Source organism: Corynebacterium suranareeae (assembly GCF_002355155.1).
Taxonomy (GTDB): Bacteria; Actinomycetota; Actinomycetes; order Mycobacteriales; family Mycobacteriaceae; genus Corynebacterium; species Corynebacterium suranareeae.
Genome location: NZ_AP017369.1, coordinates 31,875 through 51,895 on the forward strand (window position 1 = coordinate 31,875; position 20,021 = coordinate 51,895).

At 51.5% G+C, this 20,021-nt stretch carries 17 protein-coding genes and 1 tRNA gene; 8 read left to right on the forward strand and 10 right to left on the reverse strand.

Going from position 1 to position 20,021, the window contains the following annotated elements; genetic code table 11:
• Positions 1–13: 13 nt before the first annotated feature.
• The 5 genes from fepB to N24_RS00205 are packed head-to-tail and all read left to right on the forward strand — an operon-like array spanning position 14 to position 4,597.
• Positions 14–991, forward strand: coding sequence for a Fe2+-enterobactin ABC transporter substrate-binding protein (fepB, locus tag N24_RS00185; RefSeq protein ID WP_096453279.1), 978 nt, complete (start codon positions 14–16; stop codon positions 989–991).
• Complete coding sequence (locus tag N24_RS00190) at positions 988–1,983, forward strand: FecCD family ABC transporter permease (RefSeq protein WP_231910762.1); 996 nt, start codon at positions 988–990, stop codon at positions 1,981–1,983. Before fepB ends, N24_RS00190 begins: the two co-directional genes overlap by 4 nt.
• Positions 1,980–2,996: a FecCD family ABC transporter permease gene (locus N24_RS00195; protein ID WP_231910764.1), complete on the forward strand. Its 1,017-nt coding sequence runs from the start codon at positions 1,980–1,982 to the stop codon at positions 2,994–2,996. Before N24_RS00190 ends, N24_RS00195 begins: the two co-directional genes overlap by 4 nt.
• Complete coding sequence (locus tag N24_RS00200; RefSeq protein ID WP_096453283.1) at positions 2,997–3,776, forward strand: ABC transporter ATP-binding protein; 780 nt, start codon at positions 2,997–2,999, stop codon at positions 3,774–3,776.
• A complete protein-coding gene (locus N24_RS00205; RefSeq protein WP_096453285.1) occupies positions 3,773–4,597 on the forward strand; it encodes a siderophore-interacting protein in 825 nt (274 codons plus the stop codon). Before N24_RS00200 ends, N24_RS00205 begins: the two co-directional genes overlap by 4 nt.
• Positions 4,598–4,842: 245 nt before the next feature.
• Here N24_RS00205 and N24_RS16310 read toward each other — a convergent pair whose 3' ends face one another.
• The 9 genes from N24_RS16310 to N24_RS00250 form a co-directional block, all read right to left on the reverse strand.
• Positions 4,843–5,004 carry a hypothetical protein gene (locus N24_RS16310; RefSeq protein WP_167381969.1) on the reverse strand — a complete coding sequence of 54 codons (162 nt, stop codon included), beginning with the start codon at positions 5,002–5,004 and terminating at the stop codon, positions 4,843–4,845.
• An 859-nt stretch (positions 5,005–5,863) separates the two neighbouring features.
• Positions 5,864–6,136: a cell division protein CrgA gene (gene crgA / locus N24_RS00215; RefSeq protein ID WP_096453289.1), complete on the reverse strand. Its 273-nt coding sequence runs from the start codon at positions 6,134–6,136 to the stop codon at positions 5,864–5,866.
• Positions 6,137–6,228: 92 nt separating this feature from the next.
• Positions 6,229–8,160: a Stk1 family PASTA domain-containing Ser/Thr kinase gene (pknB, locus tag N24_RS00220; RefSeq protein ID WP_096453291.1), complete on the reverse strand. Its 1,932-nt coding sequence runs from the start codon at positions 8,158–8,160 to the stop codon at positions 6,229–6,231.
• The gene (locus N24_RS00225) at positions 8,157–9,569 is read right to left on the reverse strand and encodes a serine/threonine-protein kinase (RefSeq protein WP_096453293.1); all 1,413 of its coding nucleotides are present in this window, start codon (positions 9,567–9,569) and stop codon (positions 8,157–8,159) included. Before N24_RS00225 ends, pknB begins: the two co-directional genes overlap by 4 nt.
• 3 nt (positions 9,570–9,572) lie before the next feature.
• Positions 9,573–10,997 carry a penicillin-binding transpeptidase domain-containing protein gene (locus tag N24_RS00230; protein ID WP_096453295.1) on the reverse strand — a complete coding sequence of 475 codons (1,425 nt, stop codon included), beginning with the start codon at positions 10,995–10,997 and terminating at the stop codon, positions 9,573–9,575.
• Positions 10,994–12,319: an FtsW/RodA/SpoVE family cell cycle protein gene (locus tag N24_RS00235; RefSeq protein WP_096453297.1), complete on the reverse strand. Its 1,326-nt coding sequence runs from the start codon at positions 12,317–12,319 to the stop codon at positions 10,994–10,996. The genes N24_RS00230 and N24_RS00235 overlap by 4 nt, the downstream gene beginning before the upstream one ends.
• Positions 12,316–13,671, reverse strand: coding sequence for a PP2C family protein-serine/threonine phosphatase (locus N24_RS00240; RefSeq protein WP_096453299.1), 1,356 nt, complete (start codon positions 13,669–13,671; stop codon positions 12,316–12,318). The genes N24_RS00235 and N24_RS00240 overlap by 4 nt, the downstream gene beginning before the upstream one ends.
• Positions 13,671–14,132 carry an FHA domain-containing protein FhaB/FipA gene (locus N24_RS00245; protein WP_096453301.1) on the reverse strand — a complete coding sequence of 154 codons (462 nt, stop codon included), beginning with the start codon at positions 14,130–14,132 and terminating at the stop codon, positions 13,671–13,673. Before N24_RS00245 ends, N24_RS00240 begins: the two co-directional genes overlap by 1 nt.
• A 16-nt stretch (positions 14,133–14,148) precedes the next feature.
• Positions 14,149–15,045, reverse strand: a complete 897-nt coding sequence (locus N24_RS00250) for a DUF3662 and FHA domain-containing protein (RefSeq protein ID WP_167381975.1) — start codon at positions 15,043–15,045, stop codon at positions 14,149–14,151.
• 304 nt (positions 15,046–15,349) lie between these two features.
• Here N24_RS00250 and N24_RS00260 point away from each other — a divergent pair.
• The 3 genes from N24_RS00260 (at position 15,350) to N24_RS00270 (ending at position 17,992) form a co-directional block, all read left to right on the forward strand.
• Positions 15,350–15,436, forward strand: a tRNA-Leu gene (locus N24_RS00260).
• A gap of 482 nt (positions 15,437–15,918) precedes the next feature.
• The gene (locus tag N24_RS00265; protein WP_096453305.1) at positions 15,919–16,659 is read left to right on the forward strand and encodes a hypothetical protein; all 741 of its coding nucleotides are present in this window, start codon (positions 15,919–15,921) and stop codon (positions 16,657–16,659) included.
• A 271-nt stretch (positions 16,660–16,930) separates the two neighbouring features.
• On the forward strand, positions 16,931–17,992 hold the full coding sequence (locus N24_RS00270) for a CHAT domain-containing protein (protein WP_096453307.1): 1,062 nt from the start codon (positions 16,931–16,933) through the stop codon (positions 17,990–17,992).
• 247 nt (positions 17,993–18,239) lie between these two features.
• On the opposite strand, the gene N24_RS00275 is transcribed toward N24_RS00270, so the two are convergent.
• Positions 18,240–19,997 carry an FAD-dependent oxidoreductase gene (locus N24_RS00275; RefSeq protein ID WP_096453309.1) on the reverse strand — a complete coding sequence of 586 codons (1,758 nt, stop codon included), beginning with the start codon at positions 19,995–19,997 and terminating at the stop codon, positions 18,240–18,242.
• Positions 19,998–20,021: the final 24 nt, after the last annotated feature.

The following is a 20,021-nucleotide window of genomic DNA, read 5'->3' on the forward strand; positions in this document are numbered from 1 at the left end:
AAAAAGAGGAAGAATGTCTCGAACTTTAAAACTGCTCGCCATCGGCATGATTGCCCTGCTTGCCACTGGATGTTCCCAATCCGTTTCTGAAGAAGCGGAGTCAACAACCACAACAGATGGGCAATGGCCCAGAACCATCACCCATGAAGCTGGTGAAACAACTATTCCCGAACAACCACTACGCATTGTTTCTACCTCACCATCGATCACCGGCACCTTGCTGGCTGTGGATGCGCCAGTGGTGGGTACAGCCTCAGCACTAGTGACATCACTTGCTGATGACAAGGGCTTTTTCACCCAATGGGCAGATGTTGCCGATGAGCGTGGGGTAGAGGTTGTGTATTCCAATTTGGAAATTGACCTTGATGCCATCGATTCCTTTGAGCCTGATTTGATCATTGGAGCTATTTCAGGTGGAGATAGCGTGGCAGCTGAATATGATCAGCTCAGCGATATCGCCCCAACCGTTTTGCTCAACTACGCAGAACCATCCTGGCAAGAACTGACTGAAACGGTTGCGGAAATCACTGGACATGAAGATGATGCGCAGCAGATCCTTGCTGAATACGATGAGTTTGTATCTGAACAGGCATCATTGATCTCATTGCCAGAGCAACCAGTAACAGTGCTGTCCTATATGGGTGCAGATGGTGGTTGGGTCCTCGATGCTGACAGCCAGCAAGGATTGCTTCTAGACAGCATTGGTTTTGATTATGTGGGTGTGGCACCGGAGTTTGCCTCCCAATCAAATAACGGCGTATCGCAGGTATCTCCAGAAAACCTCCCGGCAGCATTGGAACAGTCACAAACACTGTTCCTTATGCCCACCGGAGGACCCACACCAATCGAAGAATTCACCGGAAATGCGCTGCTAGCCAACTTGCCTGCTGTGAAAAACCAACGGGTATTTGACCTAGGTGATCAGTCTTTCCGCCTGGATTATTACAGTGCTCGTTCCACAGTAGAGCACGTGGTCAGTCTTTTTAAGTGAACCGTCTATACATGGTGATCTTTGGATCACTCGCACTGATGATTGTTTCCATTTTTGTTGGCCTGTGGTTTGGGTCAGCGTCAGTGAGTCCTGGTGAGGTGTTCAAGGCGTTTGTGCAGTTTGATCCCACCAACAATGACCATCTCATCATCAGACATTCACGAGTCCCTCGGATTTTATTAGGCGTCATCGTGGGTATCGCTTTGGGATTAGCCGGTGCCATCATGCAGTCGCTGACCAGAAACCCTTTGGCTGATCCTGGAATTTTGGGAATCAACGCTGGTGCCTCAGCCGCAGTGGTGATCGCGATCGCATATTTTGGCATGACTGATGTTTCTAGCTATCTGTGGTGGGCTTTTATCGGTGCCGCGTTGGCAGCAGTAGTGGTGTACATGTTGGGTGGGGTGTCTAAAAATGGTGCTTCACCTGCACGTCTAGCTTTGGCTGGAGCTGCATTAGCCATGGCAATTGGAGCGTTGACCTCAATGGTGTTGGTGAGTAACGAATCTGCGTTTAATCAATTTAGGTATTGGACGGTTGGTTCTTTGCAGGGCAGAGATTTAGATGTCATCACTGCGGTGGTCCCATTCATCGTGGTGGGTGTGGTGGTGTCGTTGCTGCTTATTAGGTCACTAAATGCCATTGCCTTAGGTGAGGATTCCGCACGTGGATTAGGGGCAAATATTCCTTTGATTCGAGTGGGTTCGTTCCTGGCTGTGGTGTTGTTGGCAGGTGCTGCTACTGCTGCTGCAGGTCCCATTGCGTTTATTGGTCTGGCAGCTCCACACATTGTTCGATTGATCGTGGGTCCTGATAATCGAAAGCTGATTCCAGGCGTGCTGTTTTTATCGCCAGCACTGTTAATCATGGCGGATTCCATAGGAAAAACAGCAGCAGCACCAGGTGAATTACAAACTGGCATCGCAGCTGCAGTTCTTGGTGCACCGGTATTTATCGCTTTGGTGAGATCGAAAAAGGTGACGGCTCTGTGAAAAACCACACCATTCGGTTTTCTCAATTTTCAGTCAGCTTCCGACCCCGCACCGTGATAGTGGCACTGATGGGCTTTTGCGTGGTGGTAATTTTGATCCATTTCAGCCTGAGTGCGGGTTCGATTACCGCGCTCAAAGCATGGTCTGCTGCTGTGGGAATAGGAGATCCTTCAGATATTCGCTCGGTGCAATCACGACGGTTACCGCGGGTACTTACTGCTGTAGGTGTAGGTGCTGCGCTGGGATTATCTGGTGCAGTTTTTCAATCTGTGTCCCGAAATGCACTGGGTTCACCGGACATCATTGGATTTACCACAGGAGCTGCCACGGCCGCTGCGATCAACATCATCTTTTTTGGCGGTGGAGTGGTGTTCACCGGAGTAGCAGCGATTATCGGTGGCTTGGTAACTGCACTGTTTGTTTATGTCATGGCCAGGCACAACAGCAGTACTGGCGGAATGCGATTGGTGCTGGTCGGTATTGGAACCGGCGCATTTTTAGGTGCGGTTCGAGATTTCCTCATGGTGCGCGCAGATATTACTGATGCCACCACCGTGCAGTTGTGGTCGGCGGGATCGTTAAGTGGACGCGGATGGAATCATGCCTTGTTGGTGCTGGGCTCGTGTGCGGTGGTCATACCTCTGCTGAGCATTATTGCCCGACGGTTGCGTCTGATGGAGATGGGTGATGAAGCAGCCGGTGCATTGGGTATTGCTGTGGAAAAAACCAGGCTGATCGCCATTTTATTGGCGGTGTTGTTGGTCGGTATCGCCACCGCGGCTGCAGGTCCCATCGCTTTTATTGCGCTGGCAGCACCGCAGATTGCCAAGGCTTTGGCCCGGGAGGATGGAGTGCTGGTGGCGGCGTCGATAAGCATTGGTGCTGCGTTGCTGGTGGTGGCGGATTATCTGGCGCAACACGTCGATATCGGGCTGCGCACACCCGTGGGCCTGGTGACCAGTTTGCTGGGCGGGGTGTATTTGATGTGGCTTTTAAGCAGAAAGGAGGCATAAATGCTGCAAGCGCATGATCTCACGCTGGGTTATGGCGGGCGACATATCGTCGAAGGGCTCAGTCTGGACATTCCGGAAGGAGGCTTAAGCATTATTATTGGGCCCAATGGCTGCGGAAAATCGACGGTCCTAAAAGCCCTGGGCAGGCTGCTGAAACCACAATCAGGGCAGGTCACGCTACACGGGCGAGATATTTCTAGCATGGGCACCAAACAAGTGGCCAAACACATTGGGCTGCTCCCGCAATCGCCGCACGCGCCAGACGGCGTGAGTGTGACAGAACTGGTTAGCCGCGGGCGCTACCCGCACCAACATCTGCTATCCCAGTGGTCAAAAGACGATGAGAAAATCGTCGAACGCTGTCTGGCTGAAGTAGCCATGCACGCCCACGCTGATCATTTAGTCTCAGAGCTGTCAGGCGGCCAGCGCCAGCGCGCATGGATCGCCATGGCGCTGGCACAAGAAACAAGCATTTTGCTTCTCGACGAACCCACCACCTTTTTAGACATCGCCCACCAAATAGCAGTCCTAGATTTGTGCTCTGAGCTCCACCAACGTGGACAAACCCTAGCGATTGTCCTCCACGATCTGAATATGGCAGCAAGATACGCCACCCACATCATCGCCATGCGGGACGGCACCATCATCGACCAAGGAAAACCCGACGACATACTTACTGAAGCCCTGCTCAAAGAAGTTTTTGACCTCGACGCTTTAGTACTAAAAGACCCCAACAACGGCCGACCACTGATCGTGCCCAAAGACAGGAGAAACCAATGAGAAACACCGACAATGGTTTGAGTGAAAGCGCCCACGACCGCGATATTTCAGAAATCACAGCAACCATCACCGCCCTAGACCGCCCATCACCTTCACTACTGCGCTTTACAGCCCTGATCCCAGGTTCAGCAAACAACCCAGTGTGGGGCCAACCCAACGTAGCGATCCGGCTCTACCTCACTGAAGAATTCGACAACGCCACCCGCATTTACACCGTCCGAACCTTCGATCCATCAACAGAAAGCATCGTGGTAGATGTGGTTCAACACCACCACGATAGCCCCATGATGCGCTGGTCAGACACCATAAAAATCAACGACACCGTGGTGCTCACTGGCCCCCGTCCACACTTTATTATCCCCAAAGGTGAACAAGTAGCACTGTTTCTTGACGACACCGCCATCCCCGCACTCGCCGCCATCATGGATCAATGGCCCACAGGTCTTCGCGGCAAAGGCTGGGTAGTCACCGACGATCCCGCAGCCTTCCATGAACTACCCATCATCGACGGACTGCAACTGGAGTTACTCGCGCCGGGGGAGAATGCGCAGGACCAGCCACTAGCCCGCCAAGCATACAACCTGGAAAACCCCGAAACATATGTGGTGTGGGCAGCCGGTGAAAGAGATGAAATGAAATCCATCCGCCGCCACTTCCGCAACCAGGTGGGATTGGAAAAGGATGCAGTAGCTGTATTTGGGTATTGGAAATACAACACCACCAACACCCAAATCGATGCAGCGCGCAAAGAAAACTACATGAAGATGCTCTCTGAAGGGCAACAGTTGGAAAACTTTGACGATCTCTCATTGGAGATTTAAGAAGAATCTGGTTATCAATTCTGCTTTGCTCCCTGCCTCTATTTGGGCAGGGAGCCTAGTTGATTCTTGAATATCAAAACCGACGCATGACATTGCCGTGGTGTAATTCTGATGATGTCGCATCAATTATTCAATGGCTTCCTAAACCGTCAGACTAAAATGGCCTAAGTCAGGTTTAAGTAGGCTTTTCCTCTGGTGGTTGGGTTTGCTCCCTGATCAGTGTCAGTCATACCGCAACTGTTGAGTCAATCGTTCTGTTGTGTGCGTGTCTCAGTGGGTTCTAGTCCGAGGCGTACCCTCGCATTAATATCAGCGGAATATGATGCGGTAGCAGCATCGTAGACCATGACGGCATCATCTGACCAGGACTGCTTTGCTTGCTGGGCGAGGCTCTGAAAACTTTTCATGAACATGGCGAACCTTTTTGCGTGGCGCGGTATCACGTGGTGGAAATGGTTAGAGCATTTCGTTGGCTATCATCATGTGTTTTTCACCCGACTTGGGTCAAATTAGTGCGGAAATAGCTGCTTGTCCCGCGTGGATTTAGGTGTTCGTTTGCTTGGTCGTGTACTTGGCGGCATAAGACCAAACACAGAGACCCAGAAATCACATTTTCGACGTTTGTGGGTCTCCTAGTTTGGTGTATCGCTCTCAATACCAAACACAGAGACCCAGAATTTAAGTTTTTGAAGATTCTGGGTCTCCTGGTTTGGTCGCTCTCAAATTTAAGTCCTTACCCTGAAAAGTCATACCTCCTCAGAAGCCCGTTTAAGAGGTTTTCAAGGTCAAGCGCATACATAAACTCATCTAGAAAACTCGAGGCTTTAAACAAGCGACAAACGCTAACGCGTATTTTCATGGCAACTGTTCTCGGGTTCCTGGTCAAGTTGCGTTGGTCGGGTTTACCGAGTTGGTGGACCACAATTAGTGCTGATTCCTAAAAAGGTTGATCTGCTCTACTGATCAAATCTTGCTATTTGTATTCCTCACAGGCCGAACTTTCCAGAAGCTCCTATTGATCGACCGAAGTTAAGATCGAAAAGTGTGTATTTTTCGCTGGGGTGCAACGGATGGAGAGTTTGTCACCCATGCCAAAAACAGAGAATCAATAAGTTCTTCCTCTAGTGAGATTGACCCAAGTCGGGTGGAGTTTGTACGGGCCTGGGGTGTGCAAAAGGTCTTGACACTGAGTGTGCACGACCTACTGACACAAAAAACTGCCGCACCACAACGAATAACGGTTGTAGCGCGGCAGTTTTGAAGTTTTTAACGCCAACCCATGGTCATGAGCAGACCGATGATCATCAAACCAAAGCCAATACCGTAGTTCCATGCATCAAGATCAGCCATGAATGGGATTTGAGGACCAGCAAGGTAGTTTGCGATCAGCCAGACAAGTCCGATGATCATGAAGGCAAACATGATCACCTTGTACCACATGGGGGTTCCGGCGGAGTTGATTTTAACCGGGGTGCGGTTTGCGCTTGGGTTGCTTGAAACCGGAGCGGTCTCGTTTTTAGTAATTCTTGCCTTTGGCATTATTCACACCTTCATGTTTATTGTCTTGGAAACCCCAGCAACTGGTACTTATCTTGTTTGAGCTTAACGTATCAGTTGTGGGGCAAGCTAGCTTACTGGTCTTGGATTAGGGCTGAGATATCGAACTCGAAGAGCCGCACGGTTACTTGTGCATCTTTGCGGAACAGATCGTTTGGTGATGGGGATTGGTGGCCGATCTTGTTTTGGTCCACAAGTGCTGCGGTTCGGATGGGGTCGCCGACAATGAGGGATTGATCTGGGGCGGTCCATCCGGCGGCTCTGAGGGCGTCGATTGCTTGTTGGGTGTTTAGTCGAGCCAGGTCAGGGGCCTTGATGAGCATGCCGTTGGAGACTTCCACCGTGATGGTGGAGCCTTTCGGTTGCTCTGTGCTTTGGCCTGAAACTGAAAGGACTTCACCTTCTGGTTGTTCACTGTCCACGTAGGATGCTGTGGGGGTAAAGCCCATGGAGATGAGGTTTTGTTCTGCTTGTGACCAGTTCATGCCGGTGAGGTTGGGGACTCGGATGCTTTCGGCGCCTGAGGACATGGTCAAAGACACCGACGAGCCCACGACTACTTCTTGGCCGGCTTCGGGGTTTTGGTCGATAACGCGGCCTTCTTCAACGTCGTCGGAGTTTTCTTCGCGGACGTTTTGGTTGAGTTCAAGGCCTGCGTCTTCCAAAGTGCGGGCGGCTTCTTCAAGAGTCATGCCGGACACGTCTGGGATGTTGATCATTTCTCGGCCGGTGGACACGGTGAGGGTCACGGTGGCACCGCGGCGGATTTCTGAGCCGACACTTGGGTTGGTGCGGATCACTAGCCCTGTTGATACATCGGCGCTGGGTTCTTCAACGATGTTGACGTTGAATCCTTCAGCTTCAAGTTCAGTTACTGCTTCTTGTTGTGGTAGTCCTTCGACGTTCGGGATAGCTTGGGTAGCAGAAGATGAGCTGTTGGTGACGTAGTCGTAGGTAAATGCGCCAGCAACACCGACGACACCTAAGGCGAGGACGGTGGCAAGCGCAATCAGTCCCTTGGAGCCGCGTTTAGAACTCCCCGCAGATCTACTAGCCCCAGCCTCGCCTGAGGCGGGCGCGATGCGGGTGGAGGTGCGCGTCGATAAGCGTGGTTCTGGTTCTTCTTCGGTCTCAACGTGGGCGCGGGCGGCGTGTGAGACCGCATTGCGGGATAGTCGGCCCAGGTCAGCTGCCATTTCTGCGGCTGTTTGGTAGCGGTCGGCGGGGTGTTTCGCCATGGAGGTTAAAACCACGGCATCCACGTTGAGTGCAGAAGTCGGCGTGAGGTTAGCGATGAAATCCGAAGGAGGAGTCGGATCTTCTTGAACATGCTGATAAGCCACAGCGAAGGGGGATTCGCCTTCAAAAGGTGGCTTGCCGGTGACCAGCTCATACATCACGCAGCCGGTGGCGTAAATATCAGAACGCGCATCGGCGGGCTTGCCCCGGGCTTGTTCGGGGGAGAGGTACTGCGCAGTGCCGATGACAGCGGAGGTCTGAGTCATGGCGGAGGTTGAATCGTTGACTGCGCGGGCGATGCCAAAGTCCATGACTTTCACGCCACCGGTGTTGGTGATCATGATGTTGGCTGGTTTTACATCGCGGTGAATAATTCCTGCTTCGTGGGATGCCTGCAGCGCTTCACACACCGGAATGAGGATGCTTGCTGCATCAACCGGCGTGAAAACGCCATCCTCGGTGACTACTTCGCGCAAGTTTCGGCCGTGGACGCGTTCCATCACGATATAAGGAACGGAGGTGCCATCACGGTCTACTTCGCCGGTGTCAAAAACAGCGACGATTGATGGGTGGCTGAGTTTGCCGGAATTTTGTGCTTCCCTGCGGAAACGTTCCCGGAAATTTGGGTCTTTTGCCAGGTCGATGCGCAGCATCTTTACCGCGACCTCCCGACCAATGAGCGTGTCGGTGGCCGCGAACACCTCGCTCATGCCGCCGGAGCCAATGACGGCGCCCAGCTCATAGCGATCAGCGATCACGAAGGTCACTGCGCTCCTCCTACATCCAATAGGCCATTTACTGCATCAATAAGATCATCTGCGGGTGCAGTGGTCTCATCTGGAACGCTAGCACTCGTTCTAGGGGTTGAGGTAGGAAATGGAGTCGAAGTTCGACTTGTTGTTGTGGAAGTTTCCGTTGAAGGCTCCTCGGTAGTGCTTTCTTCACTTGTCGTTGTTTGATGCGTAGATGTTTCAGGCTCACTGTAGGTAGGCATCGGCGGAAGCGTTGGCGGAACCCATTCGGAGGTAGTTTCCTCCACGGTTGGGGTGTAGGTTTCCGTGATGGTTTCTGGCGTGGTGGTTTCCTCTGGAGTGTTGTTAAACAGCATTCCGGTGGTGCCCGCATAAATCACCGCACCAATAATCACGGCCAAAAGTGCTGCGATAAACAGCCCAATGCCAATGCCTGAACCGCTTTTCGGGGCGGCCTGCTGGGTTATTGTTGCAGGCCGGGCCACCTTGCCCAGCATTGCGGTTGATTCGCTTGGCGACGGCGCCTCCGCCTGCGCCATCATCGCACTCGTGCGCGGTTGCGGCGGGCGTTTGCCCAGGCGCACGGCAGACACCGCCAACGCCATTTCATTTCCATCCGGGAAACGCCTACCTGGATCTTTACGCAATGCAATGCCAATGAGCTCACGGGTTTGCGCCGTAATGCTGGTGGGCATCTGTGGTGGAGCCTGATTGATATGCGCAATAGCCACCGACACGGATGAATCACCGCTGAAAGGTCGACGACCCGACATCATTTCATAGCCGACCACACCCAGGGAGTAGATATCAGAAGCCGCGGTGACTTCCTTACCTTGAGCTTGTTCCGGTGAGACATACTGAGCAGTGCCCACAACCATGCCGGTGCGTGTCAACGGCACAGCAGCGGCAGCTTTTGCGATACCAAAGTCTGTGATCTTCACAATGCCATTGGCAGTAATCAACATGTTGCCTGGCTTGATATCGCGGTGCACCATGTTCATCCGGTGAATCACCGATAGCCCATGCGCTGCCTGTTCCAGCACATCAAGAGCTAGGTCTTCCGGCAAGCTGCCTTCGCGCTCTAACAGATCAGCGAGTGATTCACCGCGCACAAACTCCATGACGATGAAACAAAAAGTATGGCCTGCAGGATCTGGAACTTCGCGGTAATCATAGGTTGCCACCACGTGTTCAGAATCAATATTTTCCGCTGCCTGAGCCTCGTTGCGGAAACGGCTTAAAAATTCCCGGTTATCCGAAAACTCAGGGCGCAGCACCTTGATGGCTACTTCGCGGTCATTCACCACATCATCAGCCAGCCACACCGTTGACATGCCGCCGTGGCCGATGATCCATTGAAGGCGATAATCAGCACCGATGAGTTCTTGGAGTCGATCTTTTCCAGTGATGTCTTCTTGACTCATGATTTAAAATCCTCCGGCTGCCTGAAGCACAGCTCGGCCAATTGGGGCTGCGACCTGACCACCAGTTGCACCAGTGCCAAATCCACCGCCATTTTTCACCAACACAGCAACAGCCACATCATTGTTAAACGCCACGTACCAGGTGTGAGGTGGTGTGTTTTCATCACCATGTTCTGCCGTGCCAGTCTTGGACGCAATCTGAATACCTGCATAACCAGACGTATTGCGTTCTGATGCTTCCATCAGAGTCTTGAGCTGTTCGGCAATTTCTGGTTCAACGCCACCTACTGATTTTGGCTTATGAGTGCTTAGTTCACTTAAATCCTGACCAGTAACTTTAGAAACCAAATAAGGCTCCATGCGCACGCCACCATTGGATACGGTGCCTGCCATGACAGCAGCTTGCAAAACATTCATTTCCACGTCACGCTGTCCGATGCTGGACTGGCCCAAAGCTGCATCATCTGGGATTTCACCCAAGCCACCAGGAACATTGCTCAAACCAAGATCATAGGTTTGTCCCACACCGAAATCCTCGGCAGCAGCACGTAGAGCATCCACGCCGACATCAATGCCGGTTTCAACAAACGCAGTGTTACAGGACAGCTGGAAAGCAGTGAGCAGGGTAGTGGTTCCACCACCTGCACAGGTCTGGCCACCATAGTTAGTCAACGTGGTGTTCGTGCCTGGCAAAGTAACTGCTGCTTCTGCTGTCACGGTGGAATCAGCAGAGTAGCCGTTTTCCAGCGCGGCTGCAGTGGTGATGATCTTGAAAATAGAACCAGGAGGCAGGGATTCCTGCGTGGCATGATTGAGCAATGGTGCACCTTCTGAAGAGGTGTATTCCTCCCATGCTTGTTCTGCTGTTGCTGGATCCACAATCTGATTGGGGTCATAGCTTGGTGAAGACGCCATGGCGAGCACCTCACCCGTGCTTGGGCGAAGTGCCACAACAGCTCCCTCGTAGCCGCTTTGGCTTAATTGCTCATAGGCAGTTTGCTGAGCATTGGTGTCCAATGTCAGCTCAATATTTGCTCCATGGGAGGGGCTGCCAGAAATGACATCCAACCACTGGGAGGTAAATAGGGAAGGGTCACTGCCGTTAAGAACAGAGTTGTATCCCAATTCCAATCCCGCTGCGCCATAAATATCGGAAAGGTAACCCACCACTGGGGCATACGCAGAAGGGTTGGTGATGTAGCTTCGCTGGTAATAGCCCTGATCATCTTGACTAGACTCCGCGAGCACTTGGCCACCAGCAGAGATCTGCCCACGAGGAGTGGACTTTGCCTCCAAGAAGCCACGAGCATTAAGTGGATTTTGGGCAAGCTCATCATCCCTAAACGCCTGAATCCAGGTGAGGTTTGCAATGAGCACCAAGATCAAAATCAACGAGAAGATGGAGGTGATTCGGATCGAGCGGTTCATGCAGACACCTCCGCAGCTGGCTTAGACATCAGTGGTCGGCGTGCACTGTCAGAAATCCGCAAAATGATTGCCAACAAGATGTAGTTAGCCATCAATGAGGAACCACCCTGCGACATAAATGGAGTGGTTAAACCGGTCATCGGCATCAGGGAAGAAATACCTGCAACAACCACGAAGATCTGGATCATAATGGTCATCGATAGTCCCGATGCCACAAGTTTGCCGTAACTATCGCGAGCCAATGTTGCAGTACGCATGCCACGAGTGACAAACACACCAAACAACACGATGATGGCAGCAAGACCCACAAGGCCTAGCTCTTCACCAATGGCAGCCAAGATGAAGTCGGAGTGCACAACCGGGATCATGTTGGGATAACCCTGACCAATTCCGGTGCCGGTGATTCCACCCCAGCTCATGCCAAACAAAGACTGGGACAGCTGGTAGCCGGTGGTGTCATAGTGGGCTACAGGATCGACAAAGTTTTGCACACGTTCTTGGATCTTGGCAGAAACTTGGTACACCGCAAATGCACCCACAGCCACCAGGACTGCACCGATCAGCAGCCAAGAACCACGGCCGGTAGCCAAGTACACCATGGCCAACACGGTGGTAAACAGCAACAGTGCTGGACCAAAGTCATTTGCGCCAGCCATGATCAAAATCGCCAAAGCCCACACCACAAGAATCGGTGCGAGGTCGCGTAGACGAGGGAAATCCATGCCCAAGAAGCGGTAACCGGCAACGGTAAACAACGCGCGCTTGGTTGCTAGCAGCTGAGCAAAGAACAACAGCAGCAAAATCTTAGAGAACTCACCAGGCTGAATGGAAAAAGGCCCAAGCCAAATCCAAATGCGGGCTTCTACGCCACCTGGCTGTGGCCACACCAGCGGCAGCGCCAGCAGCACAATGCCCACCACACCCAAAATGTAGGAATAGCGAGACAAAGACTTGTGATCACGCAGCAGCAACAACACAGCCACCATCAGCACAACACCAACAAAAGTCCACATCAATTGGCTATTAACCGTGTTGTATCCAGTGGCGTTATCGAGGCGGTAAATCATCACCAAACCAATGCCGTTGAGCACCGCCACCACCGGCAGCATGATCTGATCGGCATAGGGGGCTACCCACGCCATAGCTAAGTGCGCCACGATAAATACACCAATGTATCCACCGATCAGCATGAGAATATGCGCGCCTAATTCATTGCCCATGGCCAGCTCGAGGCTGATGAACATGATCGACACAACGAGTGTGGCCAGTATCAACAGCCACATTTCCTTGCGACGCAGCTTTAATCGTTCAAGCGTGTTCATGACACCTCCCTGCAATTGACTCCGGGTTCATTCCTATCGCCACCGGTGGTTACTTCCTTATTCACACACACCGGCAACGCTTGCGCAGCTAAGCGCTGCATTTGCGCCTGGACTTCGTCATAAGAACCAGACGGTAGCCCTGCGACATTACCGCGAACAGACGCCGGTAAATCATCCAACTTGAAAGAAGTACCGTTTTCACAGGATTCCTTGAGAGACAACGTGCCAGCTTCATTCAGACACGCCACCTGGAATTCCGAATGCAAATCCTTGCCAAAGATGCGGTAATCCACACCCTGTTCCACGGTGATGGCTTCTTCATCATTGACAGCGACATAAAAAGTGCTGTCAATACGGGAGTAGCCCCACCATCCTGCGGCAACTACACCGATGAGGATGACCAGGGCTACGATCAAAACCGCAAGTTTGCTGGAACTTTTCTCCGGTGGCTCCTCAATCGTGGGAACATCCTCCGTTCCAGCATCCGATATCTTAGGCGCCGGATCAATTACTTGGGGACGCCGCGTGATTGCTGCAGCACGGCCCGCAGCTGTATCAGGACGCGGATCTTCCGGCTGCTCACCATTGAGTGCTCCAGCCGTTAACGGTGCTGATGCTTCCTCTGCTGCTTCTTCCTCAGAGACTTCCACAACATCAGAGACAATCACCGTTACATTGTCTGGCCCACCAGAACGCAGCGCCAGCTCCACTAACTTGGTAGCCGCATCCTGCGGGGTACCGATACGCAACGTTTCTTCAATGGTGGAATGCGTAACCGGATCAGACAGACCATCCGAGCATAACAACAAACGATCCCCAGGCAGTGCCGGGAATTGCTCCAACGTAGGGACCACAGGGTGGCCGGTATAAGCCTTAAGAATTAAAGAACGCTGAGGGTGAGTTGAAACATCCTCTGGATCAAGCTTGCCCTCAGCGACCAACGACTGAACAAATGTATCGTCGACGGTAACCTGCACCAACTTATCGTCGCGAAGCACATAACCGCGACTATCGCCGACGTGGCACATTGCCAGGTCACGCCCGTTAAACATAAACGCCGTCAACGTCGTACCCATGCCATCGCGCGCCGGGTCCTCAGCGATGCCATCGGCGATCGCCGCATTGGCTTCATCCGCAACCATGCCGACCAACGCCAACATATCGTTGTCACCAGGATCAACATCAAGCGCACGCAAATGATTAATCATCGTCTGGGACGCGATCTCACCTGCAGCATGGCCGCCCATGCCATCAGCCAACGCCAACAAATGCGGGCCAGCATACGCAGAATCCTCATTGTTTCCGCGAACCAGCCCCCGGTCAGATGCCACCGCATATTTAAGTTTCAACATCAGGGAACAAGCCTCACTGTTGTACGACCAATACGGATATCCGTGCCCACCGCAATCTGCTCAGGCTGATCAATGCGCGTACCACCAACAAACGTGCCGTTACGCGAATCCAGATCCTCCACAAACCACTCCGAGCCACGCTTAAACACACGGGCATGCATGCCGGAGGCATAATCATCGCCCACAACAAACGTGCATTCCGGGCTGCGGCCCATCGTCATATCCTCCGACACCTCAATCGAAGAGCCAGCCAGCGGGCCCTCCACCACCGTCAAAAGACGAGGTGGGCTGGAACGGTTAAACGCGCGCGCCAAGCCCTGCGGTGCCGCGACGGAATTGCTTGTCGACGCCTGACCCGTCACTTTCAAATCCGCCCTCATAGCGCGCAGCGCCATCAAAACGAAAAACCACAACACCACAAGCAACGCAACGCGAAGCCCAAGAAGGACCAGAGAATCCATCGATCAACCTCTCCCTCTAGGGACTAACAATACGAACTTCAATATTGGAATGACCCACCGTAATTACATCACCATCAGCCAACAACCAATTATCCACCGGAGTGTCATTGACTGTTGTGCCATTAGTTGACTTCAAATCAACCAAAATGGCATCCCGACCATCCCACGTGATCTCCACATGCTGACGAGACACACCAGTATCCGGCAAACGAAGATCCGCATCATTACTACGACCAATAATGTTCGAACCCTCCTGCACCACATAAGTACGGCTCGAACCATCCTGCAGCAGCAAAGTCACAGTAGGTCCCGCAGGCTTCAAACCACCCTGGCGATGCGCATCCACCTGAGACTGCGACACACCCTGCACAAGAGGCCGCTCAGCTGACTGCGCCGGCAAAAACTCCGTACCAGTGTAAGGGGAACTGTCAGACACGTTCTTCGACTCACTTTCTGCGACCGGCAGGATGCCGTCGCCTTCCAAAGGCAGATAACCGCTACTTAACTCCGGATCCGGATCCTTCTCCGAAACCGACTTCAACTGGCCCGTATGCAACGAAGAATCCTCTTCAATCAACACAACCACCGGCCCAACCAACGTCCAGCCACTGTTCCTGCAAAACCTCATCATCTGATCACCAAAACGAGGCGGCTGATCAGGGAAACGATCGACGAGATTACTAAAATCATTCGGACTTACCGAAACTTTAAAAACATTCGGCGCCTCAACATAGCCATACTCAGTATGAACCACATTGTCCTCAGCCTCCTGCTTCAACAGCTCCTCAAGCTCCGCCGGAACAACACGACCACGGAAAACAAACGCCAACGCATTATCAAGGCCGCGCTGCATAGAACTGTCCAGCTTGGCCAAACTGTTCATAGCATTAGCTATACGACTTGAAGTAGCCATAAAAATTGCGACCTCCTTTTCCTAACAAGTTGGGTGTTCCATAAGTGTCTTCTCCTAGAAAACGCCTAAGGGCATGACTTTGTCCCTCCCTGTGACTGAAATTTCTTTTAAAACCTTCACAGGGTTTAGAACAAAGCGCACGATAGCGTCATTATAGAGGTGAACTATGCCAGAGTTATAGGCGAAAACACCGGAGTGGATAAATTTACATCTTTGTTGCCATTTAGGAAATGGCGGTTTAGCTGCCAATTTGGTATTCATTACCCGTCGCATGCTATCTTTAACAAGTCGCAAAAGACACCCTGCCCGGGTGGCGGAATTGGCAGACGCGCTGGCTTCAGGTGCCAGTGTTCGCAAGGACGTGGGGGTTCAAGTCCCCCCCCGGGCACCACTACCGGAGGTCATTATCTTGAAAAAGATAATGACCTCCGGTTTTTGTGTTCAAGAAGAAGTGGCCCGAGTTCTGGCTGTGTCAGTGGGGCTGTGGTTAAGGGGAAATGTGCGCTTTCCTCAGGTCGGCACGAATAGTCACATACAGTGCTAGTTGAAGTGTCCTGCTCGTCCCTGTCTGATACCGATAGCTGTGAAGATGGGTGTAGGTTCTGGCTTAGAGTGAAATATGATCTCTTGCGATACTTTTGAACTAAGTGTAGGGAACTTACGTGGAAAAATTTTTTGGATCTGCATTGTTGTATGGACAACCGAAAATAGCTGGTACTAAGGGGACATTCTCGGTTGTGGCAGGGCTGTCAGAAGCGCAATACTCAGGGTATCATTTTGCTTTAAATCGGTTGCGTAAATTGTTGATGGACAGTCACGCTGCTTTCCTTGCAATTGCGGTTAAGGATTTTGCAGACACTGTAGATTCAACTGGTGACCGATTGGCGAACGGGCCAATACCCCGGAAACGGCTCAGATTCAGTTGAATATCTGCGCCACAAATTTACTAACTCTCTCCTTTCTGTTTGTTCGCTTATTGTCTTTGAGCAGGATAAGACGATTAATGCCATCGAAAAAAACTATGGGAATGAAAGTGAAGAGTTTAAGAAGGCAAAGCAGGCTTACGCTCTACTTTTCGATTCAAATTTTGGCTACCGTTTTCTTTCTAAACTTCGCAATGTAATGCATCACGATACTATGGACGTCTTGTCGATCGATATACATGCTGGAGTAAATGGACCGATTCGGCAGGGGGTAGCTGATGTTCGTTTGGCGCGGACACCTCTTATTAACAGTCGACACTGTAATAGGCAGCTTAAAGCGCAGCTACGGGAGCTTGACCAAGATCCAATGTATTTAGAAATGATGCTGCAAGCAATTAGTGGTTTGAAAGTTGTAACAAGGTACCTGCGGCCTCTTGTGGAGCCAGCATTGGAAGATCATTGTGCAATATTGAGAAGTTTTGAGTTGCTTTATGGTGGAGAGGCTGGACAAAGAATGCTGGGGAGAGGGACGATCGAAATAATTGAAGGAGTTCCTCGATTACCTCGATATGAACGTGTAGATGCTGAAATTCTAGACTTTGTTCACGGAAATGTGCAGCCTATACCGGTATTTGACTACGAGACAATCGCTCCATTTGATTCTGAGATTTTTGCTAGTGAGTTAACTTAGCTAAGACCTACGAATCAGGACTTAGAGTTGCAGATACTGAAATGCCGGCAAGGGCATGTAGGTATCGGAATCGACAAGTTGAGTCCTTTAAATATAGCGAATTTAGTGCTTGATATTACTTGACAGCCGCCAATATCTCCTTGTTGGCTTCTTCATAGAGTAGTCGAGATTCGGAAAGATTAAATAGAGAATAAATGTTCTAATTGTTCTCCGAGTGTCCACCTTCTCTTATAAATTGGGGCTAAGTAAATAACCCATTAGGAGATCGAAAATGAGTGCCAGACTGTATCAGGGACAGCTTGATAGTAAGCGCAAGCAAAGAGTGGACGCGGAAAAGAAGACAGGTGAGTTTCGGATAAAAGAATCTACTAAGCGAGCAGACGCCGCCAAAGCGAGATTAAGTGCGTCGAGGTCCAAAAATCAGTCCACCATTCAAAGTAAACTTCGAGAAGCTGATCGAAGAGAAAGTGAAGCTGAAACTGCAGGGAAAGAGGCAAATCGCTGGCAAGCTAAAGCATCTGGGTATGCAAAAGAAGAACTGAATTTAGAAATAAAACTAGCCAGGGCAAAGCAAATGGAAGCCGATGCTGTAGAACGGAAACGAAAGCGTGAACAGCTAGCCAGGGAGAGGCGTGAGATTGCTGAGAGAACAGAATTGCAGTCTCGAATTAGCCATTCAGAATTAACTATTGATCGTGCGTTGCGACAGCTTCCTGCTCCAAAATCAGAAAAGTTGAGAGTCTTAATTCTCGGAGCGTCATCTTCAGGAGATCTTCGGGTTGGACGAGAACAGAAACGCATCCGAGCGGCTGTTGAGTCAGCGCTACATCGAGATCAGATTGACCTTGATGTTAGACCTGCGGCTACAACAGATGATTTGCTCGATGGAATCACTAAATTTCGACCTCATATTGTGCATTTTTCTGGACACAGCAATGATGAGCTGATTGTGTTTGAGAGAGAGTTGGATGAACCTCACGAAGGAGCGATTATTAGTGCCCATGCATTCGCCCGAGCACTTTCAGCGACTGATGATCCGCCACTGCTCATTTTGTTGAATTCTTGTAATTCAGCGACACAAATCGGTGATCTTGTGGAACAAGTAGCTCCCTTTGCAATTGGAATGGCGAATGTGATTAGCGACGGTGATGCAATTAATTACGCCGCTCAGTTTTATGCTGCAGTTGCCAACGGGCAATCGATTAATTCTGCTCACATGGCTGGACAAGCGCGACTTGAACTTGATGGGCTTGATAGCGCAGACCTGCCTACCTTAGCGTTTGCTCCTGATGTTGATCCAGGGTTAACTGTACTAGTATCTCCCCCTGCATGATCTGAAAATTAGTTTTACGAATTTTGCATCGATGCGATGATAATTTGAAGTGCGTCGATGCAAAACCGACAAATTTTTTGTTACTTTCTAGCCCCTAGTGTCGGAATTTCTTGGACTCTGAAGTTAAAGGATTCTTTCAAATTCGTAGGGTTAGCGGTGTAGGCTTGCGCAGAAATCTCCTTAGCTCTAAATAAGTGCTATTGGATTGGTATTAGTAATGGAAGCTGAGAGCTGAGTTGGGTATAAGCTAACCAGTATTTTCGGTTGCATACGACAAACTTTCTTGCGATAGCTTCGCAATATCGCGTCCCATGCGATAGCCAAACACCAAGGCTGGTCCGATGTGGGAGCCATAACCTGGGTAGCCGCCGCCGAATACTGACACTGCTGAGGCACCGACAGAGAAGAGTCCGCGAATTGGTTCTCCTGCGGAATTGATGACGGCTGAGTGATTATCAACATCAATTCCAGCGAAGGACCCAAGGTCACCCATCTGGATTTTCACGGCGTAATAAGGATCCTTGTCCAAGGTGGCGAGGTTGGGATTTGGTTTGTGGTCGGGATCGCCGCGGAAGTGGTTGTAGGCGGTGGAGCCTCGGCCAAAGTCATCATCGACTCCCTTTTCAGCAAAGGTGTTGAAGCGGTTGACGGTGGCTTCAAGTGTTTTGGGATCTGCGCCGATCTTGGTGGCTAGTTCGCGGAGCGTGTTTGCTTTGTGGAGAAAGCCGATGTTATGGAAGTACTTGCGGGGGATGGGCCATGGTTTTGCGTAGCCGATTCCGTAGGTGTGCATGCAGGCTTCGTCGGCGATGATCCAGGCGTAGGTATCGTCGTGGTCTTTGTCGTGTTCGAGAAGCTGGCGCCCAAAGTCGTGGTAGCTTAGGGCTTCATTTCCGAAGCGTTTTCCTGTGCGGTCGACGGTGATCATGCCGGGTAGGCCGATTTGGCGAAGGTGTGGGAAGAGGCGTTGGCGGCCGTCGCGAAGCTGTTTGAATGCGGTGATCGGTGCCCAGGATCCTGGTGCGAAGAGGTCGTCGTTGATGTGGCCACCTGCTTGGATCGCCATTTCCGCACTTGATCCATCGTGGCCAACGGTGGGGGTGATGTGGTTGGTGCCGTGAGGATCGTGAGGGAAGAATTGGCTGCGTAGGGATGTGTTTCCGGTAAAACCTCCGCCAGCTAGTACAACACCCATCCGAGCTTTTACCTTGCCGGAGTGAACGCCGCCAAGGATTGCTCCAGAAATTGAGCCGTCGGATTCCTGAATGAGGGATTCAACAGGTGTGGAGGTCCAGATTTTGACACCTGCATCGAGTGCTGATTTCACCATGCGGGTAATCAATGCGGAACCGTTGGTTCGTTTGAGTGGCTGACCGTGGATGGCTGCATCGAACCAGGTGCGGGTGAGTTTTGCTGCAACATAGAGGAAAGATTTGATGGAACGGTTGGCGTGGAGGACTTGGTTGAGGTCTGCGCCGACTTGAGGCATGTATCCAAAAACGGTGTAACTGCTCAAGTAGGGCTGTAGTTCTCGACGGCGATCACCCAGCATGCGTGCATCGGCATCATCGGGAAGGATTGCGCGGCCACTGAGACGAGCACCGGGGAGATCCATTTGGTAGTCGGGTGCTTTTTCTGGGTAGACAAAGTTCACCTCGGTGTTGTTTTCAAAGAAGCTGATGGCTTCTGGAACGGTATCCAAGAATGCATTGACGCCAGCTTCGTTGTAATGCTCCGGTGCTAATGCTTTGAGGTAGGTTTCTACTTCTTCACGGCTATCGCCAGTGGTTTTTGCTCCTTTGGGGTTTCCAGGAACCCACGCCCAACCAGCAGAAATCGCGGTGGTGCCGCCAAAGTACTTTTCTTTCTCTGCGACGATGACATCAAGTCCCTGGTGTGCTGCCGCAAGTGCGGTGGCAAGCCCTGATGCGCCTGAGCCGATAACAAGGACATCGCAGGTTCGGTCGGCGGTGATTGTCTTGGTAGAGGTAGAGGACTTACTCAAGGGAATGCTTCTCTCTTTGTGGTG